Origin of the sequence: Streptomyces sp. NPDC008313, assembly GCF_042956125.1 — a bacterium.
GTDB lineage: Bacteria > Actinomycetota > Actinomycetes > Streptomycetales > Streptomycetaceae > Streptomyces.
In genome coordinates this window covers 78767-102444 of record NZ_JBIBFR010000005.1, presented here as the reverse complement: position 1 = coordinate 102444, position 23678 = coordinate 78767, and the positions used below count along the sequence as shown (strand labels likewise).

Annotated in this window: 18 protein-coding genes; 17 read left to right on the top strand and 1 reads right to left on the bottom strand. The window is 70.5% G+C overall.

Annotated elements, in window-relative coordinates; genetic code table 11:
• Positions 1–707 precede the first annotated feature (707 nt).
• The 4 genes from ACFY93_RS08780 to ACFY93_RS08765 all read left to right on the top strand — a co-directional run bounded on the left by ACFY93_RS08780 (position 708) and on the right by ACFY93_RS08765 (position 4060).
• Positions 708–1316: an ATP-dependent Clp protease proteolytic subunit gene (locus ACFY93_RS08780; protein ID WP_391355491.1), complete on the top strand. Its 609-nt coding sequence runs from the start codon at positions 708–710 to the stop codon at positions 1314–1316.
• 88 nt (positions 1317–1404) lie between these two features.
• Positions 1405–2085 (top strand): ATP-dependent Clp protease proteolytic subunit, encoded by a 681-nt coding sequence (locus tag ACFY93_RS08775; RefSeq protein WP_391355011.1) that lies wholly within the window; start codon positions 1405–1407, stop codon positions 2083–2085.
• Between the two features lie 171 nt (positions 2086–2256).
• On the top strand, positions 2257–3543 hold the full coding sequence (clpX, locus tag ACFY93_RS08770) for an ATP-dependent Clp protease ATP-binding subunit ClpX (protein ID WP_391355008.1): 1287 nt from the start codon (positions 2257–2259) through the stop codon (positions 3541–3543).
• Between the two features lie 229 nt (positions 3544–3772).
• The gene (locus ACFY93_RS08765; protein WP_391355006.1) at positions 3773–4060 is read left to right on the top strand and encodes a hypothetical protein; all 288 of its coding nucleotides are present in this window, start codon (positions 3773–3775) and stop codon (positions 4058–4060) included.
• Positions 4061–4166: 106 nt separating this feature from the next.
• Here the strand turns inward: ACFY93_RS08765 and ACFY93_RS08760 are convergent, their stop codons facing one another.
• On the bottom strand, positions 4167–5132 hold the full coding sequence (locus tag ACFY93_RS08760) for a hypothetical protein (protein ID WP_391355003.1): 966 nt from the start codon (positions 5130–5132) through the stop codon (positions 4167–4169).
• Between the two features lie 136 nt (positions 5133–5268).
• On the opposite strand from ACFY93_RS08760, the gene ACFY93_RS08755 reads away from it, so the two are divergent.
• From ACFY93_RS08755 to ACFY93_RS08695, 13 genes are all read left to right on the top strand, one after another.
• Entirely contained in the window at positions 5269–7893 is a 2625-nt protein-coding gene (locus ACFY93_RS08755; protein ID WP_391355001.1) for a valine--tRNA ligase, read from the top strand.
• 170 nt (positions 7894–8063) lie between these two features.
• On the top strand, positions 8064–9581 hold the full coding sequence (locus ACFY93_RS08750) for a glutamate ligase domain-containing protein (protein ID WP_391354997.1): 1518 nt from the start codon (positions 8064–8066) through the stop codon (positions 9579–9581).
• Positions 9582–9584: 3 nt separating this feature from the next.
• Positions 9585–9962, top strand: a complete 378-nt coding sequence (locus ACFY93_RS08745) for a DUF4233 domain-containing protein (protein WP_391354994.1) — start codon at positions 9585–9587, stop codon at positions 9960–9962.
• 74 nt (positions 9963–10036) lie between these two features.
• Complete coding sequence (gene ndk, locus ACFY93_RS08740) at positions 10037–10450, top strand: nucleoside-diphosphate kinase (RefSeq protein ID WP_391354992.1); 414 nt, start codon at positions 10037–10039, stop codon at positions 10448–10450.
• A 356-nt stretch (positions 10451–10806) separates the two neighbouring features.
• Complete coding sequence (locus ACFY93_RS08735; RefSeq protein WP_037747701.1) at positions 10807–11826, top strand: rod shape-determining protein; 1020 nt, start codon at positions 10807–10809, stop codon at positions 11824–11826.
• A 269-nt stretch (positions 11827–12095) separates the two neighbouring features.
• Positions 12096–13040: a rod shape-determining protein MreC gene (mreC, locus tag ACFY93_RS08730; RefSeq protein WP_391354990.1), complete on the top strand. Its 945-nt coding sequence runs from the start codon at positions 12096–12098 to the stop codon at positions 13038–13040.
• A 12-nt stretch (positions 13041–13052) separates the two neighbouring features.
• Positions 13053–13724, top strand: coding sequence for a rod shape-determining protein MreD (mreD, locus tag ACFY93_RS08725; protein WP_391354988.1), 672 nt, complete (start codon positions 13053–13055; stop codon positions 13722–13724).
• A gap of 189 nt (positions 13725–13913) precedes the next feature.
• On the top strand, positions 13914–16181 hold the full coding sequence (gene mrdA / locus ACFY93_RS08720) for a penicillin-binding protein 2 (RefSeq protein ID WP_391354987.1): 2268 nt from the start codon (positions 13914–13916) through the stop codon (positions 16179–16181).
• A 112-nt stretch (positions 16182–16293) separates the two neighbouring features.
• Entirely contained in the window at positions 16294–17493 is a 1200-nt protein-coding gene (gene rodA / locus ACFY93_RS08715; protein ID WP_391354985.1) for a rod shape-determining protein RodA, read from the top strand.
• A gap of 63 nt (positions 17494–17556) precedes the next feature.
• On the top strand, positions 17557–19071 hold the full coding sequence (locus ACFY93_RS08710) for a CHAD domain-containing protein (protein WP_391354982.1): 1515 nt from the start codon (positions 17557–17559) through the stop codon (positions 19069–19071).
• 160 nt (positions 19072–19231) lie between these two features.
• Entirely contained in the window at positions 19232–21181 is a 1950-nt protein-coding gene (locus ACFY93_RS08705; RefSeq protein ID WP_391354979.1) for a TIGR03960 family B12-binding radical SAM protein, read from the top strand.
• A 220-nt stretch (positions 21182–21401) separates the two neighbouring features.
• Positions 21402–22319: a DUF2382 domain-containing protein gene (locus ACFY93_RS08700; protein ID WP_391354977.1), complete on the top strand. Its 918-nt coding sequence runs from the start codon at positions 21402–21404 to the stop codon at positions 22317–22319.
• 131 nt (positions 22320–22450) lie between these two features.
• Positions 22451–23665, top strand: coding sequence for a hypothetical protein (locus ACFY93_RS08695; RefSeq protein WP_391354975.1), 1215 nt, complete (start codon positions 22451–22453; stop codon positions 23663–23665).
• The last annotated feature ends 13 nt before the right edge of the window (positions 23666–23678 follow it).

The following is a 23678-nucleotide window of genomic DNA, read 5'->3' as shown; positions in this document are numbered from 1 at the left end:
CCGCACCACGACCGGGCCCCGGACCGCCGAAAGGCGGCCCGGGGCCCGTCCCCGTTCCCACCCACAAGCCGCCCCACCGCGGCCACGGAGAAACGCCGTGCCCGGCCTCGGCGACCCCGCACCCGCCGACACGGCCAGTAGACGCCCCTCAGGGGCGCGGGGAACGGCACGCCCGCCCCCCGGCCACCCCGCACCCGCCGAACGGCGAGAGGCACCCTCAGGGGCGCGGGGAACGGCGCGCCCAGCCCCCACCCACCCGCACCCGGCGAACGACGAGAGGCGCCCCTCAGGGGCGCCTCTCGGAACGGCGCGCTCAACCCCCACCCACCCGCACCCGGCTCCCCCGCAAGAAGGCCCCCCGGGGGGACGCGGGGAGACGCGGGAAACCACGCGAAGTCCCGCACCCCCCCAGAAGGGCTCGCCCCGCCCCCGCGGGGGACCCCCGGGCCCGCCCCCGCCCACAGGGGGCAGGCCCCCGCCCCCGCCCCCTCACCCCTAAAGCCCAGCGCAGCGCATGCGCTCACAGCGAACAGTTCCCTCTGCGGGATTCCCCGGAGACACCCGCGCGTTAGGGTCCATGAATACGAGGGCAGGGGAGTCCCCGAAGCCGCCCCCAGCGGTGCGTACCGGGGTCCCACGCCCCAGCAGAAGACGTGAGACGGCCCGGCGCCGTCGTAAGACGAGCAGGTGGATACGTGACGAATCTGATGCCCTCCGCCGCCGGCGAGCCCTCCATCGGTGGTGGCCTCGGCGACCAGGTCTACAACCGGCTGCTCAACGAGCGGATCATCTTCCTCGGCCAGCCGGTCGACGACGACATCGCGAACAAGATCACCGCACAGCTGCTGCTCCTTGCCTCAGACCCGGACAAGGACATCTACCTCTACATCAACAGCCCCGGCGGTTCGATCACGGCCGGTATGGCGATCTACGACACCATGCAGTACATCAAGAACGACGTGGTGACCATCGCCATGGGCATGGCGGCCTCGATGGGCCAGTTCCTGCTCAGCGCCGGCACCCCCGGCAAGCGCTTCGCGCTGCCGAACGCCGAGATCCTGATCCACCAGCCCTCGGCCGGCCTCGCCGGTTCCGCCTCGGACATCAAGATCCACGCCGAGCGGCTGCTGCACACCAAGAAGCGGATGGCGGAGCTGACCGCCTTCCACACCGGCCAGACGGTGGAGCAGGTCACCATCGACTCGGACCGCGACCGCTGGTTCGACCCGATCGAGGCCAAGGAGTACGGCCTCATCGACGACATCATGCCCACCGCTGCCGGTATGCCGGGCGGCGGCGGTACCGGGGCCGCTTAGCAGCACGGGCCGGCCGCACGCCGGCGTACGCGCTCAAGCACCCCAGCCGACCGCCTCGGCCCCTTTCAGGCTTATCAGGAGACACACAGTGAACGACTTCCCCGGCAGCGGCCTCCTCGGCCGTGCGCAGGCCGAGTACACCGGTCCTCGCGCCGAGTCCCGCTACGTCATCCCGCGCTTCGTCGAGCGCACCTCGCAGGGTGTGCGCGAGTACGACCCGTACGCGAAGCTCTTCGAGGAGCGCGTGATCTTCCTCGGCGTGCAGATCGACGACGCCTCCGCCAACGACGTCATGGCGCAGCTGCTGTGCCTGGAGTCGATGGACCCCGACCGTGACATCTCGGTCTACATCAACAGCCCCGGCGGCTCCTTCACGGCGCTCACCGCGATCTACGACACGATGCAGTTCGTGAAGCCGGACATCCAGACGGTCTGCATGGGTCAGGCGGCCTCGGCCGCGGCGATCCTCCTGGCCGCCGGCACGCCGGGCAAGCGCATGGCCCTTCCGAACGCGCGTGTCCTGATCCACCAGCCCTACAGCGAGACCGGCCGGGGCCAGGTCTCCGACCTCGAGATCGCGGCGAACGAGATCCTCCGGATGCGTGCGCAGCTGGAAGAGATGCTGGCCAAGCACTCGACCACACCGATCGAGCAGATCCGCGAGGACATCGAGCGCGACAAGATCCTCACGGCCGAGGACGCGCTCCAGTACGGCCTGGTCGACCAGATCATCTCCACCCGCAAGTTGAACAATTCCGCTGTCGTCTGACGACCGCTGTATCGTCTGCCGCTCGTCCGCGGCCCCCTTGGCGCGGTCCACGACAAAGTGAACCGCGCCAAGGGGGGCCCGAACGGGGGGCTCGGCAAGGTACCGTCGGACATAAGGCAGCACCAGGAGCCGCTGGACCTAGGCGTCTCCCAGGCGAAGGGGAAGCACACCGTGGCACGCATCGGTGACGGCGGCGATCTGCTCAAGTGCTCGTTCTGTGGCAAGAGCCAGAAGCAGGTCAAGAAGCTCATCGCAGGCCCCGGTGTGTACATCTGCGACGAGTGCATCGACCTCTGCAACGAGATCATCGAGGAAGAACTCGCGGAGACGAGCGAGGTCCGCTGGGAGGAGCTCCCGAAGCCCCGCGAGATCTACGAGTTCCTCGAGGGCTACGTGGTCGGGCAGGAGCCCGCGAAGAAGGCCCTGTCGGTCGCGGTGTACAACCACTACAAGCGCGTCCAGGCCGGTGAGAACGGCGGAGGGCAGGGCCGCGAGGACGCCATCGAGCTGGCGAAGTCGAACATCCTGCTGCTGGGCCCCACGGGCTCCGGCAAGACCCTCCTCGCGCAGACCCTGGCCCGGATGCTGAACGTGCCGTTCGCCATCGCGGACGCCACGGCGCTCACCGAGGCGGGGTACGTCGGCGAGGACGTCGAGAACATCTTGCTGAAGCTCATCCAGGCCGCTGACTACGACGTCAAGAAGGCCGAGACGGGCATCATCTACATCGACGAGATCGACAAGGTGGCCCGCAAGAGCGAGAACCCGTCGATCACGCGCGACGTGTCGGGCGAGGGCGTCCAGCAGGCCCTGCTGAAGATCCTCGAGGGCACCACGGCCTCGGTCCCGCCGCAGGGCGGCCGCAAGCACCCGCACCAGGAGTTCATCCAGATCGACACGACGAACGTCCTGTTCATCGTGGGCGGCGCCTTCGCGGGCCTGGAGAAGATCATCGAGTCCCGGGCCGGTGCGAAGGGCATCGGCTTCGGCGCGACGATCCGCTCCAAGCGGGAGATCGAGTCGAAGGACCAGTTCGAGGCGGTCATGCCGGAGGACCTGGTCAAGTTCGGCATGATCCCCGAGTTCATCGGCCGTCTGCCCGTCATCACCTCCGTGCACAACCTGGACCGCGAGGCGCTCCTGCAGATCCTCGTCGAGCCGCGCAACGCCCTGGTCAAGCAGTACCAGCGCCTGTTCGAACTCGACGGCGTCGAGCTGGACTTCGAGCGCGAGGCCCTGGAGGCCATCGCCGACCAGGCCATCCTCCGCCAGACCGGCGCCCGCGGCCTGCGCGCCATCATGGAGGAGGTCCTCCAGGCGGTGATGTACGAGGTCCCGTCCCGCAAGGACGTGGCCCGCGTCGTCATCACGGCGGACGTCGTCCTGTCCAACGTGAACCCCACCCTGATCCCGAGGGACGCCCGCGGCCGAGGCTCGGGCGAGCAGAAGACGGCGTAACCGCCGCTACGGACACACGGGGGCGCCCGGCGAAATCAATCTCGCCGGGCGCCCCCGTCTGTCGGTAGGGATGCCGGCATTCGGTTTCTCGATCTTCGGCATCCGGCCGCGACGACTTCGCGCCAGTCTCGAGTGACGCCGAGAATGCTGATCGTTCTCTGTGATCTTATGAAGCCGACCTGATCAGCTACTCGTTCGAGTGGCTGATGCAATGAAACGGGAGGCATGCGTGAAGGCGCAGAAGATCAAGAGAATCGTGGCGACAGCAAGTGTGGTCGCGGCCGTGGGCGTCGTGCCACTCGTGACGGCCACGCCGGCCAGTGCCAGTCAGAGCGCGTGCGCGAACTACATCGGCAGCAAGGGGTATGCCGTTGGCCCCAAGGTGAAGGCCGCATGTAGCTACCGTGCCATATACACGCCGATCGGGGCTGATGCGCCGAATCCATTCTGCGTCATGGCACTGGAGAACATCAGAGTGAAGCCGTCGCATGCCACCGCGGCTTGCCAACGTGCCTGAGAGCTCGACTCGGAGGCAGTGACCTGCGCCGGACGGGCGCAGGCGAAATGGGGCTCGGCCAACTGGCCGAGCCCCATGGTTCGAGATCCTGCCGTGGTGAACGACGTCAGGCCTTGACGCGGACTTCCTTGCGGAACTTGGCCGTCATGTCGGCCGCGCTGCTCAGGTCGGCGTCCTTACCGGCCATGGCGTTGGCCATGTCGACGGAGATGACGACGCCGAGGGTGCTGTGGTCACCCCAGATGCAGATGGGGACGCTGATCTCCTTGGGGCCGGAGGACGAGCCGCTCGACGACGAGTCACCCTTGAACTTCGTCTCCTGGCACTTGAGGACAGCCCCGTCGAGAGAGCTGGGCTCGAAGGCCTTCGGGCTGCCCACGACCTCGCCCGAGTCCGAGTCCTTGCCCGACTCCTTCTTCATCTCGGCGAACATGGCATCGACGACCGACTCGGGGTCGTCGATGTCGCCGTACACGCCCATGAAGTTGATGGCCCTCAAGGCAAGCGGGTTGCTCTCGTCCCCGGTCTGGTACCCGGCGTGCACATCCTTGGCGTTCTTGACGCCGTGCTTCTCGGCGTCCTTGATGTCGCTCTCGTCGAAGCCGCCGCTGTCGGCGTCGTCGGCCTTCTTGTACTCGCCCAGCACCGTCTCCGGCGTCGTGAGCTTGTGGGGGCCGTCGTCCGCGATGTCGGAGCCGCCGCCGCTGCCGCCGAGGACGAAGTACGCGCCGACCGCGATCGCCGCGACGACCGCCACGGCGCCGATGATCAGGCCCGTCTTCTTCTTGCCGCCGCCCGGGGCGGGCGGCTGCGGGACGGCGCCGTAGGGCTGCTGGCCGTACGGGGGCTGCTGGGGCGGGACGCCCTGAGGGGCCTGCTGCGGGTAGCCGTAGCCGGGCTGGGCCGGCGGAGCCTGCTGCGGGTAGCCGTAACCGGGCTGGGGGGCCGGCGGCTGCTGACCGCCGTAGCCGGGCTGAGGGGCCTGCGGCTGCTGGCCGTAGGGGCCCGGCTGACCGTACGGTCCGGGCTGCTGGGGCTGCCCGCCGTACGGGCCCGGCTGGTTGTGACTCATTCCTGGGTTCCCCTCCAGATGCTTATGCGTTACGAACATCCTGGCGTACGCACCGACGGCCGGGGCTACCCGGGGTCGCACCGTTACCGAACAAACGCGTTTCGGGACGGCCCCGTGACACCTCTAAACTGAGCGCGTGACCGAGAACTCTCAGCAGCCGCCATCAGCGTCCACTCCCGAACTGCCGACCCAGTACGCGCCGGCCGAGGTAGAGGGGCCGCTGTACGAGCGCTGGGTGGAACGGGGTTACTTCGAGGCCGACGCGAAGAGCGAGAAGCCGCCGTACACCGTCGTCATCCCGCCGCCGAACGTCACGGGCAGCCTCCACCTGGGGCACGCCTTCGAGCACACCCTCATCGACGCCCTGACCCGCCGCAAGCGCATGCAGGGGTACGAGACGCTGTGGCAGCCGGGCATGGACCACGCCGGCATCGCCACGCAGAACGTCGTCGAGAGGGAGCTGGCCAAGGAGGGCAAGTCCCGCCACGACCTGGGCCGGGAGGCGTTCGTCGAGCGCGTCTGGCAGTGGAAGGGCGAGTCGGGCGGCCAGATCTCCGGGCAGATGCGCCGCCTCGGCGACGGCGTCGCCTGGTCCCGTGAGCGCTTCACCATGGACGAAGGGCTCTCCCAGGCCGTCCAGACCATCTTCAAGCGGCTCTACGACGACGAGCTGATCTACCGCGCCGAGCGCATCATCAACTGGTGCCCGCGCTGCCTGACCGCGATCTCCGACATCGAGGTCAACTACCAGGACGACGACGGCGAACTCGTCTCCATGAAGTACGGCGAGGGCGAGGACACCATCGTCGTCGCCACCACCCGCGCCGAGACGATGCTCGGCGACACCGCCGTCGCCGTCCACCCCGAGGACGAGCGCTACAGGCACCTCGTCGGCAAGCTCATCAAGCTGCCGCTGACCGACCGCTCCATCCCGGTCGTCGCCGACGAGCACGTCGACCCCGAGTTCGGCACCGGCGCCGTCAAGGTGACCCCGGCCCACGACCCGAACGACTTCGAGATCGGCCAGCGCCACGACCTGCCGTCCATCGCCGTGATGGACGAGCACGCCGTCATCACCGCGCACGGCCCCTTCCAGGGCCTGGACCGCCTCGAGGCCCGCTCCGCCATCGTCGCCGCGCTGCGCGCCGAGGGCCGGATCGTCGCCGAGAAGCGCCCCTACGTCCACTCCGTCGGCCACTGCTCGCGGTGCAGCACCACCATCGAGCCGCGCCTGTCCATGCAGTGGTGGGTCAAGGTCGGCCCGCTGGCGAAGGCCGCGGGCGACGCCGTCCGCGACGGCCGGGTCAAGATCCACCCGCAGGAGATGGAGAAGCGGTACTTCGACTGGGTCGACAACCTGCACGACTGGTGCATCTCGCGGCAGTTGTGGTGGGGCCACCGCATCCCCGTCTGGTACGGCCCCGAAGGCGAGGTCGTCTGTGTCGGCCCCGACGACGAGGCGCCCACCGGCGAGGGCTGGCGCCAGGACACCGACGTCCTGGACACCTGGTTCTCCTCCGGCCTGTGGCCGTTCTCCACGCTCGGCTGGCCCGAACAGACCGAGAGCCTCGCGAAGTTCTACCCGAACTCGGTCCTGGTCACCGGCTACGACATCCTCTTCTTCTGGGTCGCCCGGATGATGATGTTCGGCCTGTACGCGATGGACGGCACCCCGCCGTTCCACACCATCGCCCTGCACGGCATGGTCCGCGACCAGTTCGGCAAGAAGATGTCGAAGTCCTTCGGCAACGCGGTCAACCCGCTGGACTGGATGGACAAGTACGGCTCCGACGCGCTGCGGTTCACGCTCGCGCGCGGCGCCAACCCCGGCGTCGACGTGCCGATCGGCGAGGACTGGGTCCAGGGCTCCCGGAACTTCGCCAACAAGGTCTGGAACGCCACCCGGTTCGCGCTGATGAACGGCGCGACCGTCGAGGGCGAACTGCCGCCCGCCGAGAAGCTGTCGGCCACCGACCGCTGGATCCTGTCCCGGCTGAACGCCACGGTCGCCGAGGTCGACGCGCTCTACGACGACTACCAGTTCGCGAAGCTGTCCGACGCCCTGTTCCACTTCGCCTGGGACGAGGTCTTCGACTGGTACCTCGAACTGTCCAAGACGACGTTCATGGGCGGAGGCGAGCCGGCGAAGGTCTCCGGGCGCGTCCTCGGCGAGGTCCTGGACGTCACGCTGCGGCTGCTGCACCCGGTCGTGCCGTTCGTGACGGAGACCCTGTGGACCACGCTCACGGGCGGCGAGTCGGTCGTCGTCGCCGAGTGGCCGTCCGACAGCGGTTTCCGTGACGCCGGTGCGGAGCGGGAGATCGGGACGCTGCAGCAGGTCATCACCGAGGTCCGCCGTTTCCGCGCCGACCAGGGCCTGCAGCCCGGCCAGCGCGTCCCCGCCCGGCTCACCCTGGACGGTACGGCGCTGGCACCGCACGAGGCGGCCATCCGGCAGCTGCTGCGGCTCCAGCCGGAGGGCGAGGGCTTCACCGCGACCGCGACCCTGCCGGTCGGCGGTGCCACGGTGGCGCTCGACCTCTCGGGGACGATCGACGTCGCCGCCGAGCGGAAGCGGCTCGCCAAGGACCTCGCGTCGGCGGAGAAGGAGAAGGCGCAGGCCGACGCCAAGCTCGGCAACGAGGCGTTCCTCGCGAAGGCACCGGATCACGTGGTCGACAAGATCCGCGGCCGGCTCGCCAAGGCGGACGAGGACATCGCCCGCATCACCGACCAGCTGGAGCGGCTGCCGCAGGCCTGACCGGCGTTTCGTCAGGGGTGGAGGCCCGCCGCGCCCGCGGCGGGCCTCCACCCCTTCGCCCTGCCCGCACCCGCGGTCCGGCCGCCCCGCACCAGGGCCCGCGCCCCGCTCCCCGGCCGCCGGAGGGGGCAAAACCCATGGGGCCCGCCGGCCCTCCGTAGACTGGTCCCGTGAGCCAGCTCCCCCCGCATGACGCAAGCGACCCCGACCCGCTCGACCCCTTCGACGAACTCGTCGCGAACGAGACCGACCGGGACCCCGACCTCGCCGTGATCGAGGCCGGCAGCCGCACCCTGCGCGCCCAGGGCGGCCCGCCGCAGGCCGAGGTGCCCGCGCGCCCCGCCGACCCCGAGGTCGCCGAGGCGCTGCGCGAGGTCGAGACGGAGCTCGCCGGCCGCTGGGGCGAGACCAAGCTGGAGCCCTCCGTCAGCCGGATCGCCGCGCTGATGGATCTGCTCGGCGAGCCGCAGCGCGCCTACCCCTCGATCCACATCACGGGGACGAACGGCAAGACGTCCACGGCCCGCATGATCGAGGCCCTCCTCGGCGCCTTCGAGCTGCGCACCGGCCGCTACACCTCGCCGCACGTCCAGTCCGTCACCGAGCGCATCAGCCTGGACGGCGCGCCGGTGTCGGCGGAGCGGTTCATCGAGACGTACACCGACATCAAGCCGTACGTCGAGATGATCGACGCCCAGCAGGAGTACCGGCTGTCCTTCTTCGAGGTGCTCACCGGGATGGCCTTCGCGGCCTTCGCGGACGCGCCCGTCGACGTGGCCGTCGTCGAGGTCGGCATGGGCGGCAGCTGGGACGCGACGAACGTCATGGACGGCGACGTCGCCGTGCTCACCCCCATCGACCTGGACCACACGGACCGGCTCGGCACCACCCCCGGTGAGATCGCCGTGGAGAAGTCGGGCATCGTCAAGCAGGGCGCGACCGTGATCCTGGCGCAGCAGCCGGTGGACGCGGCCCAGGTGGTGCTGAAGAAGGCCGTCGAGGCCGACGCGACCGTGGCCCGCGAGGGCCTGGAGTTCGGTGTCGTGTCCCGGCAGGTCGCCGTGGGCGGCCAGGTCCTGACGCTGCGCGGCCTCGGCGGGGAGTACGAGGAGGTCTTCCTCCCGCTGCACGGCCCCTACCAGGCGCACAACGCGGCGGTGGCGCTCGCCGCGGTCGAGGCGTTCTTCGGCGTGGGCGCCGCCCGCGCCGAGCGGCTCGACATCGACACCGTCCGCAAGGCGTTCGCCGCGGTCACCTCGCCCGGCCGTCTGGAGGTCGTACGCCGCTCGCCGACCGTCGTCCTGGACGCCGCGCACAACCCGGCGGGGGCGCGGGCCACCGCCGAGGCCGTCCGCGAGGTCTTCGACTTCAGCCGGCTGATCGGTGTGGTGGGCGCGAGCGCCGACAAGAACGTACGGGGGCTGCTGGAAGCCTTCGAACCGATCTTCGCCGAGGTCGTCGTGACGCAGAACTCCAGTCACCGCGCGATGGACGCCGACGAGCTGGCGCAGATCGCCGTCGACGTCTTCGGCGAGGACCGGGTCCAGGTCGAGCCGCGCCTCGACGACGCCCTGGAGGCCGCGATCACGCTCGCCGAGGAGGAGGGCGAGTACGCGGGCGGCGGCGTCCTCGTCACCGGCTCCGTCATCACCGTGGGCGAGTCCCGACTGCTCCTGGGGAGGGGCTGACCCGTGCGTACGCTCTGTGCCTCGACCCTGATCGGCGAGTTCTTCGTCATCGGCTTCGCCGGTCTGGTCGCGATGAAGGACCCGGACCTCACCATGGGCACGGTCTGGACCGTCAGCGGTGTCGCGATGTTCCTGTGCCTGGTGCTGTGCGGCCTGATCACCCGCCCCGGCGGCGTCGCGCTCGGCTGGGCCCTGCAGATCGCCCTGATCGCCTCGGGTCTCGCTGTGCCGGCCATGTTCTTCATGGGCGCGGTCTTCGCGGCCCTGTGGTGGGCGTCGGTGCACTACGGCCGCAAGATCGACGAGGCGAAGGCCCGGTTCGCGGCGATGTCCGAGGCGGCCGCCGCGACGGGATCCGCGGCCGGGACCTCCGGTACCTGACTCTGCGTGACGCCCGCCCGGACACGCCCTGTAGCCTCGGTCCTCCGCACCATGTGACCGAAGGAGCCACCACAGTGAGCCAGCGCACCCTCGTCCTGCTCAAGCCCGACGCCGTCCGTCGCGGCCTGACCGGCGAGATCATCAGCCGTATCGAGCGCAAGGCCGGCTGGAGCATCACCGCGCTGGAACTGCGCACGCTGGACCAGGACACCCTGGAGCAGCACTACGGCGAGCACAAGGGCAAGCCCTTCTACGAGCCCCTCGTCGCGTTCATGGCCTCCGGCCCCGTCGTCGCCCTCGTCGTCGAGGGCGAGCGGGTCATCGAGGGCGTCCGCGCCCTCGCCGGTCCGACCGACCCGGTCGCCGCCGCGCCCGGTTCCATCCGGGGCGACTTCGGGGTGATCGTCCGGGAGAACCTGATTCACGCGTCCGACTCCGAGGAGTCCGCCGAGCGCGAGCTGAAGATCTTCTTCCCCGGCCGCGCGTGAGCGTCGCCGCACACACAGTGAGGTGAGGGGCCTCGTGGCCGGGGGCCGGGGGAGTGCCCAGAAATTTATCTCCTGACGGCCCGTCACCTCACCGGGGCCCTCGGCCGGGGACGGCCGTGAGAATTCGGCCGTCCCGCGGCATATGGGTGCCGATCGGGGGAACGGATGCCCCCGATGGCCCGTCTCCACAAGCGAGAGGGCTCGTCGTCTGCTGACAATGGCGAAGACCCTCGCACAGTGCTCGTGCAGGCGCGTCTACGATGGAGCCTTCACGTCACAGCACCCACCCTCGCCGACCTGAAAAGCCATCAAACGCTCCACTTGGGAAGGCCAGACGAATCCTGATGGGGAACTCAATGTCGTTCATCGGCCGTGACATGGCTGTCGACCTCGGGACCGCCAACACGCTGGTGTACGTCAGGGGTCGGGGGATCGTACTCAACGAGCCGTCCGTCGTCGCGATCAACACCAACACCGGTGGCATCCTCGCGGTCGGCGCGGAGGCGAAGAAGATGATCGGGCGGACCCCGGGCAACATCGTCGCCGTGCGTCCGCTGAAGGACGGCGTGATCGCCGACTTCGAGATCACCGAGCGCATGCTCCGCTACTTCATCCTGAAGATCCACAAGCGGCGCTACCTCGCCCGCCCCCGTGTCGTCGTCTGCGTGCCCTCCGGCATCACTGGAGTCGAGCGCCGCGCCGTCATCGAGGCCTCCTCGCAGGCCGGCGCCCGCCAGGTGCACATCATCGAGGAGCCCATGGCCGCGGCCATCGGCTCCGGCCTGCCGGTCCACGAGGCCACGGGCAACATGGTGGTGGACATCGGCGGCGGCACCACGGAGGTCGCGGTCATCTCGCTCGGCGGCATCGTGACCGCGCAGTCCATCCGCGTCGCGGGCGACGAACTGGACAACGCGATCATCCAGCACATCAAGAAGGAGTACAGCCTCCTTCTCGGTGAGCGGACGGCCGAGCAGATCAAGATCACGATCGGCTCGGCGTACGACCTCGACAACGACGAGCACACCGAGATCCGCGGCCGCGACCTGGTGTCCGGCCTGCCGAAGACCGTGGTCATCTCCGCCGCCGAGGTCCGCAAGGCCATCGAGGAACCGGTCAACGCGATCGTCGACGCCGTGAAGACCACCCTCGACAAGTGCCCGCCGGAGCTCTCCGGTGACGTCATGGACCGCGGCATCGTGCTGACCGGCGGCGGGGCCCTGCTGCGCGGCCTCGACGAGCGGCTGCGCCGTGAGACGGGCATGCCGATCCACATCGCGGAAGATCCGCTGGACAGCGTGGCGCTCGGCTCCGGCAAGTGTGTCGAGGAGTTCGAGGCGCTTCAGCAGGTTCTCGACGCCCAGCCGCGCAGATGACGTAACTCTTCGATTCCGCCGTACGAGATGAAGCCTTCTCGTACGGCGGATCGTTGATATCGAGGCATAAGCTCCCCCATAACGCCTGGACCCGCGGGCGGCTTTCGGCGCCCGTCAATCCGAGACATCCCGTCAATCCGCGACAACCCGACACCCGTCAATCCCCGACATCCCGTCAATCCGAGGACCGCACGGTTTCTGCGGTTCCAGCGGTTTGGACGGTTCAGACCGTTTCCACGATTTCGACGAGGAAGGCACGGCCGCCGCACGTGAGGGACACACGAGAGAGCCGGCTGCTCCTGGTGCTGCTGATCGCCATCGCGTTCGCCTTGATCACGGTGGACATCCGAGGCGGGGAGGACTCACCGGTCGACGGTGCCCGCCAGGGCGCCGCCACGGTGTTCGGCCCGATCGAGAACGGGGTGTCGGCAGCGGTCGACCCCGTCGGCAACGCCATCGAGGCGGTCCGCGAGTCGGGCGACCGGCACGACCGGGTCGCCCGGCTGGAGCGGGACAACGCCGCGCTGAAGGCGAAGCTCGGCAGCGACGACCGCAACCGCAGCAAGGCGAGGCAGCTCGACAGGATCCTCAAGACGGCCGGCACCGGCCAGTACGGGATCAAGGGCGCCCAGGTGATCGCCATAGGAGCCGCCCAGGGCTTCTCCTGGACCGTCACCATCGACGCGGGCGCGAACGACGGCCTCAAGCGCGACATGACCGTCCTCAACGGCGACGGCCTCGTCGGCCGTGTCACCACCGTCGGCCCGCACACCGCGACGGTGCTGCTGGCCAACGACCCCGACTTCACGGTCGGCACCCGCATGGAGTCCACCGACGAACTCGGCTTCGCCTCCGGACAGGGCGACCGCCCCTTCCGCGTCGAGATGCTCAACGGCAAGGCCAAGGTCAAGAAGGGCGACCGGCTGGTCACCTTCGGTTCGCAGGCCGACAAGCCGTTCGTGCCCGGCGTCCCCGTCGGCGAGGTCACCCGCGTCGACCCCTCCGGCGGCGACCTCACCCGCACGGTCTACGTCACCCCGTTCGTCTCGTTCACGAAGCTCGACATCGTCGGCGTCGTCGTCGAGGCGCCCCGCAAGGACCCCCGCGACGAGGTGCTCCCGGCCAAGCCGAAGCCGACCCCCACGCCGACCGTGACCGTGACGGTCACCCCGTCGGCGAACGCGCCCGCCGACGGCCAGCAGCAAGAGCAGTAGGAGCCGAACCCCATGCGTTTCAACCGGATGCTGCTCTCCGTCACCCTGGTGGCCGTCGCCCTGGTCGTGCAGGTGAGCGTCCTCGCCCGCCTGCACCTGCCCGGCGCCGTGCCGGACCTCCTCCTGCTGACCGTCCTCGCCCTCGCCATGGTCTACGGGCACGTCGGCGGCGCCCTCATCGGCTTCGGCGCCGGCCTGCTCGCCGACCTCGCGCCGCCCGCCGACCACGCCGCCGGACGCTACGCCCTCGTGCTCTGCGTCATCGGCTACCTCGCCGGGCTCGTGAAACCCGACAACGGCCAGGTCAGATCGGCGACCGGGCCGATGGCCGTGGTCGTCGCCGCCGCCGTCGGCTCGACCCTGCTCTACGCGGGCGTCGGCGCCCTCGTCGGCGACACCGCCGCCCGCCATGTGGGACTCGGCAGCCTGCTGTTCACCGCCGCGCTCTACGACCTGCTCCTCGCGCCCTTCGTCGTCCCCGGGCTCATGGCCCTGGCCCGGCGCGCCGACAACGACCCGCTCGCCGAGTCCGGCGGCTCCGCCGCCGGGGGAGACGTCGCCTCCGGCTGGCTGTCCTCCGGCACCGGTCTCAAGATCGGCGGACAGCGCGGCGGCCTGCGCGTCAAGGCGGCGAAGGCCAGGGTGGCCCGCGCCGGACGCATCAAGGGGGTCAAGCGGCTGTGACCCCGTCCCCGTCCTCGCCCCCGGCCCCATCCCCGCGAGAGCCCGCCCCCGCGCGGCGGCCGAGTGCTCGCCCGGCACACAGGCCGCTCGTGTACATGTACGACTCGTCCACACACTGAGCGGGGGAGGCAGCAGTGACCAACTCCCACCCGTCGCCCACCACCACCCTCAAGGGGATGGGCCGCGCCCATGACTAATATTCCCGAGACCGGCCGGACCCCGAGGGTCCAGATCCGGCTCGTCGTCATCCAGATCCTCGTGCTCTCCCTCCTCGGCACCCTCGGCGGCCGCCTCTGGTACCTCCAGATCCGCAACGGCGACGAGTACGCCAAGGAAGCCTCCGGCAACCACGTGCAGCAGGTCGTCAGTCCCGCCGTGCGCGGCTCGATCCTCGACGCCCGCGGTGTGCCCATCGCCGACAACGAGACCCGTCTCGTGGTCTCCGCCTCGCGCACGGACCTGATGAAGATGAAGGACGACGGCGAGGCCGTCCTCACCAAGCTCGCGGGGGTCCTGGGCATGAAGCCCAAGGACGTGATGGAGAAGGTCCGGCTCTGCGACGCCAAGACGCCGCAGCCGTGCTGGAACGGTTCCCCGTACCAGCCCATCCCCATCACCGACGAGGCCACCCCCAAGCAGGCCCTGCAGATCCGCGAGCGCTCCGAGGACTTCCCCGGCATCTCCGCCGAGCCCGAGGCCGTACGGCGCTACGCGGGCCCCGGCGGCTCCAACACCGCGCAGGTGCTCGGCTACCTCTCACCCGTCACCGACGAGGAGATCACCAAGGCCGAGGACACCGACTCGCCCTACCTCCGCTCCGACCAGGTCGGACGCAGCGGCCTGGAGCGCCAGTACGACAAGGTGCTGCGCGGCAAGGCGGGCGTCACCCGCTACGAGGTCGACAACCTCGGCCGCGTCCTCGGCCAGGCCAAGAGCGACGAGGCCGAGCCCGGCTCCAACCTCGTCACAAGCATCGACGCCCGCGTCCAGAGCGTCGCCGAGTACGAGCTGAACGACGCGATGAAGGTCGCCCGTACGCAGTTCGACAAGAACACCGGCGAGAACTACAAGGCGGACTCCGGGGCCGTCGTCGTCATGGAGGCCAAGACCGGGCGCATCGTCGCCATGGCGTCCAACCCGACGTACGACCCGAACGCCTGGGTCGGCGGCATCTCCGGGAAGGACTACGCCGACCTCACCGGCAAGAAGTCCAACTACCCGCTGCTCAACCGCGCCACCCAGGGTCAGTCGGCCCCCGGCTCCACCTTCAAGGTGATCTCGACGTCCGCCGCCGTCGAGGCCGGCTACGACTTCGACGGCCGCTACCCCTGCACCAGCTCGTACTCGATCGGCAACCAGGTCTTCAAGAACTTCGAGTCGGAGAACTTCGGCCCGATCTCCCTCGGCCGCGCCCTCGAGGTCTCCTGCGACACCGTCTTCTACGGCCTCGCCCACAACGAGTGGAAGAAGGACGGCGGCAACAAGCCCAAGAAGCACCCCGACGACTGGTTCTACAAGGCCGCCCACCAGTTCGGCCTCGGCAAGAAGACCGGCATCGACCTCCCCAACGAGGTCACCGGCCGCGTCCCCGACCGCCAGTGGAAGCAGGACTACTGGAAGGCCAACAAGGACGCCTGGTGCAAGAGCGGCAAGAAGGACGGCGACTACGTCGAGAAGATCGCGTACGAGAACTGCCTCGAAGGCAACAGGATGCGCGCCGGTGACGCCGTCAACTACTCCATCGGCCAGGGTGACACCCTCGTCACCCCGATCCAGATGGCCACGATCTACGCGGCCATCTCCAACGGCGGCACCCTGCACGACCCGACCGTCGGCAAGGCGATCGTCAGCGCCGACGGCAAGGACGTCCAGGAGATCAAGCCCTCCTCGCACGGCAAGCTGCCGATAAACAAGAAGACGCTCCGTCAGATGGACGCGGCCCTCGCGGGCGTCGCCACCCGCGGTACCGCCGCCTGGCGCTTCGCCCAGGTCGGCTGGCCGCAGGAGAAGATCCCGATGCACGCCAAGACGGGTACCGCGGAGGTCTACGGCAAGCAGACGACGTCCTGGTTCACCACGTACACCAAGGACTACGCGGTCGTCATGACGATCTCCCAGGGCGGTACGGGCTCCGGCGCCTCGGGTCCCGCCGTGCGCAAGATCTACGACGCGCTCTACGGCGTCTCCCAGGACGGCGAGATCGACAGGAAGAAGGCGCTCCTGCCCACCCCGCAGAAGAGCCTCCCGAAGATCCAGTCCGACGGCTCGATCGACGCACCCGAGATCAAGAAGTACGACCCGCACGCGGACGAGGAGGCGACCGGGCCCGACGGACAGCCGGCCGACGACGGCACCGGCACCCCGGCCGCCACCACGAGCCCGCCGGACACCTCGAACCGCGACACCCGGCGGCGCGGAGCCCGGCCGAAGCGGAAGAGGCGGAGGATGCTGACGTGAACCCAGCCCCGCGGCACCGCCCGACACCCGCGGCCCCCGCTTCGGGGCCGCGGCACCGCCCGGCCGCCACCGACCCGACCCGAGCCACCCAGCACCGCCAAAGGACCCTGACATGACCGGCGCGAACGGCTTCTCCGTCTCCGGTTACGGACCCGAGCGGTCCTCCTGGTCCCGGCTCGTCGCCCGCGACTCGCTGGCCCGCCGGCTCGACTGGCCGATACTGCTCTCGGCGATCGCGCTCTCGCTGATCGGCGCGGCCCTCGTCTACTCGGCGACCCGCAACCGCACCGAGATCAACCAGGGCGACCCGTACTACTTCCTGATCCGGCACCTGATGAACACCGGCATCGGGTTCGGTCTCATGGTCGGCACGATCTGGCTCGGCCACCGCACCCTGCGCACCGCCGTGCCGATCCTCTACGGGATCTCCGTCTTCCTGATCCTGCTCGTGCTGACCCCGCTCGGCGCGACGGTCAACGGCGCGCACGCCTGGATCGTGTTCGGCGGCGGCTTCTCGCTCCAGCCCTCCGAGTTCGTGAAGATCACGATCATCCTGGGCATGGCGATGCTGCTCGCCGCCCGGGTCGACGCGGGCGACAAGCCCTACCCCGACCACCGGACCGTCCTGCAGGCCCTCGGCCTCGCCGCCGTCCCGATAATGATCGTGCTGCTCATGCCCGACCTCGGCTCGGTCATGGTCATGGTCATCATCGTGCTCGGCGTGCTGCTCGCCTCCGGCGCCTCCAACCGCTGGGTGTTCGGGCTGCTCGGCACCGGAGCGCTCGGCGCGGTCGCCGTCTGGCAGCTGGGCATCCTCGACGAGTACCAGATCAACCGTTTCGCCGCCTTCGCCAACCCCGAGCTCGACCCGGCCGGCGTCGGCTACAACACCAACCAGGCCCGCATCGCGATCGGCTCGGGCGGCCTGTTCGGCACCGGTCTCGGGCAGGGCTCGCAGACCACCGGGCAGTTCGTCCCCGAACAGCAGACCGACTTCGTCTTCACCGTCGCCGGGGAGGAACTCGGGTTCGTCGGCGCCGGACTGATACTGCTGCTCCTCGGCGTCGTCCTGTGGCGCGCCTGCCGCATCGCCCGCGAGACGACCGAGCTGTACGGCACGATCGTCGCCGCCGGGATCATCGCCTGGTTCGCCTTCCAGGCGTTCGAGAACATCGGCATGACCCTCGGCATCATGCCGGTCGCCGGTCTCCCGCTGCCCTTCGTCAGCTACGGAGGCTCGTCGATGTTCGCGGTCTGGGTGGCGGTCGGCCTGCTCCAGTCGATCAGGGTCCAGCGCCCGATGTCCGCCTGACGAACGGCGCGGCGCCCTCGTCGCGGTCTGCCCATGAGCCGGGTCCGGGGCTAGATTCGGTTCATGGCGGACAGCAAGCGTGAGATCGAGCGGAAGTACGAGGGCCCCGCGGGCGGGGGCGACGTCGGGCTGCCGGACCTGACCGGGGTCCGCGGCGTCGCGCGGGTCGTCGACCGGGGCGTCGCCGAACTCGACGCCGTCTACTACGACACGTCGGACCAGCGGCTGGCCGCCTCCTCCGTCACCCTGCGCCGCCGCACCGGCGGCGAGGACGCGGGCTGGCACCTGAAGCTGCCCGTCGCCGCCGGGGTCCGGGACGAGATCCGCGCCCCGCTCTCCGACACCGTCCCGGACACGCTCCGCTCCCTCGTACGCTCCCGGGTGCGCGACGCCGCACTCGCCCCCCTGGTCCGGCTGGTGTCGGTCCGTGACGTGCGCCATCTCCTCGACGCCGACGGCGCCCTGCTCGCCGAGGTCAGCGTCGACCGGGTGAGCGCCGAGCGGCTGGCCGGCGGCGAGGGCACCGCCGAGTGGACCGAGGTCGAGGCCGAACTGGCCGACGGAGGCGACCCGGCCTTCCTCGACGAGGTCGACCGCACGCTCCGCGAGGCCGGTCTCACGCCCTCCGCGTCCGCCTCCAAGCTGGCGCGGGCGCTCGGGGAGACGGGACCGCGCTCCACCCGCAAGAAGCCCGGGCACCCCGCCCTGGCCGGCGCGGGCGACCACGTCCTCGCGTACGTCAGGGCCCAGCGCGACGCGATCGTCGCGCTCGACCCCGCCGTCCGCCGGGAGGCCGACGACGGGGTGCACGACATGCGCGTCGCCACCCGCCGGATGCGCAGCGCCTTCCGCTCGTACGGCAAGGTCCTGGACCGCGCCGTCACCGGCCCGGTCGGGCAGGAGCTGAAGTGGCTGGCCGGCGAACTGGGAGCCGACCGCGACCAGGAGGTCCTCACCGCCCGGCTGAGCGCGGCCCTCGACGAGCTGCCCAAGGCCCTCCGCTCGGGCCCCGTCCGCAACCGGCTGCGCACCTGGTCCCTCGCCCGCCGCGCCGACTCCCGGCGCCGCCTCCTCGACACGCTGGACAGCAGGCGCTACCTCGACCTGCTGGCCGCGCTCGACACGCTGCTCGCCCAGCCGCCGCTGCGCGCGGCGGCCTCCGGGAAACCGGAGAAGGTGCTGGCCAGGGCCGTGCGCAAGGACGTGGCGAGGGTCTCGGACCGCGTCGGCCACGCGCTCGCCCTGGAGCCCGGCACCGAACGCGACCGGGCCCTGCACGAGGCCCGCAAGAAGGCCAAGCGCGCCCGGTACGCGGCCGAGACCGCGACGCCCGCGCTGGGCGGGCCCGCGAGGAGACTGGCGAAGTCGCTGAAGTCCGTGCAGAGCCTGCTCGGCGACCACCAGGACAGCGTGATGGCCCGCGAGGCCCTGCGGGAACTGGCGGAGCAGGCCGACGCGGCGGGGGAGAGCACCTTCACGTACGGCGTGCTGTACGGCAGGCAGGAGCGGTTGGCGGCCCGCGCCGAGGAGGCGCTGCCCGGCGTGTGGGAGGCGGTCGGGAACCGGTCCGGGCTCTGAGGGGGCGGGCCGCTCCGGGCCGGGGACGAGGTCCGGGCCGGGCGGCGGACGCGCCGTCCCCGGCCCGCCCCCGCCCCGCCACCGTCGCGGACGTGCGGCGGGTGCCTTCGGCCGCGTTACGCTGAATGGTCACCCCTGTCAGCTCACGAAGGTTCGCGAGATGCCTGCCGAATCGGTCTTCCCACAGCTCGAGGCCCTGCTCCCGCATGTGCAGAAGCCCATCCAATACGTCGGCGGTGAGCTGAACTCCACCGTCAAACCGTGGGACGACTGCGACGTCCGCTGGGCCCTCATGTACCCGGACGCGTACGAGGTCGGGCTGCCCAACCAGGGCGTCATGATCCTCTACGAGGTACTGAACGAGCGCGAGGGCGTCCTCGCCGAGCGCACCTACAGCGTGTGGCCGGACCTCGAGGAGCTGATGCGCGAGCACGGCGTCCCGCAGTTCACGGTGGACAGCCACCGCCCGGTCGGCGCCTTCGACGTCTTCGGCCTGTCCTTCTCCACGGAGCTGGGCTACACGAACATGCTCACGGCGCTGGACCTGGCCGGCATCCCCCTGGAGTCCCGTGAGCGCACGGTCGACGACCCGATCGTGCTGGCCGGCGGACACGCCGCGTTCAACCCGGAGCCGATCGCGGACTTCATCGACGCGGCGATCATCGGCGACGGCGAGCAGGCCGTGCTCGACATGACCGAGATCATCCGCGCCTGGAAGGCGGAGGGGCGGCCCGGCGGCCGCGAGGAGGTCCTGTTCCGCCTCGCCCGGACCGGGTCGGTGTACATCCCGGCGTTCTACGACGTCGAGTACCTGCCCGACGGCCGGATCGCCCGCGTCGTCCCCAACAGGTCCGGCGTCCCGTGGCGCGTGTCGAAGCACACGGTCATGGACCTCGACGAGTGGCCGTACCCGAAGCAGCCGCTGGTGCCGCTCGCCGAGACGGTGCACGAGCGCATGTCGGTCGAGATCTTCCGCGGCTGCACCCGCGGCTGCCGCTTCTGCCAGGCGGGCATGATCACCCGCCCGGTGCGCGAGCGCTCCATCACGGGCATCGGCGACATGGTCGAGAAGGGGCTGGCGGCGACCGGCTTCGAGGAGGTCGGCCTGCTCTCGCTGTCCTCCGCCGACCACTCGGAGATCGGCGACATCGCCAAGGGCCTGGCGGACCGGTACGAGGAGGACAAGATCGGTCTCTCCCTGCCCTCCACCCGCGTGGACGCGTTCAACGTCGACCTGGCCAACGAGCTCACCCGCAACGGCCGCCGCTCCGGTCTGACCTTCGCCCCCGAGGGCGGCTCCGAGCGGATGCGCAAGGTCATCAACAAGATGGTCTCGGAAGAGGACCTGATCAGGACGGTCGCGACGGCGTACGGCAACGGCTGGCGCCAGGTCAAGCTGTACTTCATGTGCGGTCTGCCCACGGAGACGGACGACGACGTCCTGCAGATCGGCGACATGGCGGTCAACGTCATCGCCAAGGGCCGCGAGGTCTCCGGGCAGAACGACATCCGCGCCACGGTGTCGATCGGCGGCTTCGTGCCCAAGCCGCACACCCCGTTCCAGTGGGCCCCGCAGCTGTCGGCCGAGGAGACGGACGCCCGGCTCGGCAAGCTCCGTGACAAGATCCGCGGCGACAAGAAGTACGGCCGTTCCATCGGCTTCCGCTACCACGACGGCAAGCCCGGCATCGTCGAGGGCCTGCTCTCCCGCGGCGACCGCCGGGTCGGCGCCGTCATCCGCGCCGTCTACGAGGACGGCGGCCGCTTCGACGGCTGGCGCGAGCACTTCTCGTACGACCGCTGGATGAGCTGCGCCGGCAAGACGCTCCCCGGCTTCGGCGTGGACGTCGACTGGTACACCACCCGTGAGCGTACCTACGAGGAGGTCCTGCCCTGGGACCACCTCGACTCCGGTCTCGACAAGGACTGGCTCTGGGAGGACTGGCAGGACGCCCTCGACGAGACGGAGGTCGAGGACTGCCGCTGGACCCCCTGCTTCGACTGCGGGGTGTGCCCGGCCATGGACACGCAGATCCAGATCGGCCCCACGGGCAAGAAGCTGCTCCCGCTGACGGTGAAGCAGCCGGCGGGCAGTGGTCACACACACTGACCCGACGGTCCGGCCACGAGGCGGGGGCGCGGGCGTTTCGACGCCGGCGCCCCCGCCTCGTCGTGTGCGGCCTGTGAGCCCGTGGGCCCGTGCGGGATGCGGCCCGGAAGTGCTCCGTGGGGCTTCTGGGGCGTATGCCGCGAAAGGTGGCATATTTCCGTTTTGTACGAGTGAGGGTGAGAACTCGGGAGGAGAGCCAGCGGAAGGAGGGTGAGACCTCATGATCACCCGAGAGCAGATTCCCGCCCTGCTGGGGCACCCCGTCTACGACGGGACAGGTTCCAAAGTCGGCGACGCCAGGCACGTCTTCTTCGACGACATGACCGGACGCCCGGAGTGGGTGACCGTCAAGACGGGTCTCTTCGGCAGCAGTGAGTCGTTCGTGCCCATCGCTGAGGCCACCATGGTGGAGGACCACCTGGAAGTGCCCTACGCCAAGGACAAGATCAAGGGTGCGCCCAACGTCGACGTGGACGCGGGCGGACATCTCTCCGAGTCCGAGGAGCACCGGCTCTACGAGCACTACGGCATCAAGTGGGACGAGGCGTGGACCCAGGCCAACCGGCCGGGCGAAGGCGGCTGGGCCCACGGCGGCACCGGGACGGCGGCAGGAACCGCCGCCGGTACGGCGGGAGCCGCGGGAGCGGCCGGCCGCACCCGGAAGCAGGGCACCGCTGAAGGCGGCCGCCACGCGGCTGCCACGGGCGGCGGCGACAACGCCATGACGCGCTCCGAGGAGCAGATGCACGTCGGCGTCGAGCGGCACGAGACGGGCCGCGCCCGGCTGCGCAAGTACGTCGTGACGGAGGACGTGCAGCAGACCGTGCCCGTCCGGCACGAGGAGGTCCGGATCGAGCGCGAGCCGATCACCGAGGCCAACCGGGGCAAGGCCATGAGCGGCCAGGAACTCTCCGAGGCCGAGTACGAGGTCACCCTCCACGAGGAGCGCCCGGTGGTGGAGACCGAGACGGTACCCGTCGAGCGGGTCCGGATGACCACCGACGAGCGCACCGAGCAGGAGACCGTGCGCGGCCGCGTGCGCAAGGAGCGCATCGAGGCCGAGGGCGTCGAGAAGGAGGGCACGGACGCCGAGGGCATCGACGACCAGTCGAAGCGCCGGGGCCGCGGCATGCGGTAACCCTCCGCCCCTGAGCACACCGCCCACCAGGCCGGCCGTGCCCGCCCGCGACATCACGCGGGCGGGCACGGACCGGCCTCTTCCCGCCCGCCCGCCGCATCCATACGGCGCTCCCGCGCGTCCTGACAGGCATGGATCTCGAGAAGCGGCCGCCCGGGCGGCCCGCGGAACAGGCGCGGCCACAGCCACAGCCGCAGTCCCCGGAGGGCTGCCTCACCGTCGCGATCCGTGTCCCCGTCCGGATCGTGGTCCTCGTCCTGGTGGTCCCCGTGCGGATGGTCTGGGACGCGCTGGTGGCGGCCGGGCGGCTCCTGAACGACACCGTGCTGCGGCCGCTCGGCCGGGCGCTGCGGTGGGTGGCGTGGGCGGTGCTTGTGTGGCCGTGGACAGCGCTGTGGCGCTACGTCGCCGTCCCGGTCGGCAAGGGACTCGCCCTGCTCGGACACGTACTGCTCGTCGTGCCCGCCGTCTGGCTGTACCGGCGGGTCCTGACCCCGGCCGGGCACGGCGTCGCGTGGCTGGCGCGCGGGATCGGTGCCGGACTCGCGTGGACGCTCGGCGTCGTCGGTGCCGGACTCGCGTGGCTGCTCGGCGTCGTCGGCGCCGGGCTCGGCTGGCTGTACGCACGGCTGCTGACGCCCGCCGGGCACGCCCTCGCCCGGCTGCTCAAGGGCATCGGGTCGGTCCTGGCGGCCCTCGGCACCGGCCTCTGCGCCGGGGTGGCCTGGCTGGTGCGGTATCTCGTCGTCGTACCGGCGACGTCGCTGTACACGTGGATCCTCGCGCCCGCCGGACGCGCGCTCGCGTGGTGCGGGCGCGGACTCGCGCGGCTCGTAGGGATGATGTTCACCGGCCTCGGCGCCGCCCTGTACTGGACGCTCCGCCTCCTGCTGGTCCTGCCCGCGCTCGCCGTGTGGCGCTGGGTGCTCGCCCCGGCAGGACGGGTCCTGCTCGTGATCGGACGGGAGACCGCGGACGCGTGCACGCACGCGTGGCGGGTCGCGGGGCGGATCTCGCTCGCGGTGGGGCGCCTGCTCGCCACGGCCCTGCGGTGGATCTTCGTGGAACCGGTCCGCTGGGCGTACCGCACCGTCCTCACGCCTGTCGGACACGTCGTGCGCGCCACCGTGCTGCGCCCCGCCGCCGCGGCCGCCCGCAGCGTGGGACGGTCCACCCGGCAGGCGCTCGCCACCGCCCGCCAGACGGTGCGGCAGGCGCGCGCCGACGTCCGCAGGGCCCTGTTCGGGCGCCCCGAGCCGGTGGACCGGCGGGAAACCGCACACAAGGAGGCGCGTACCCTGGAACACAGGACCGGGCGCGAGGTGCCCCCGTCGACGCGGGGGTGAGCCGGACCGCGCG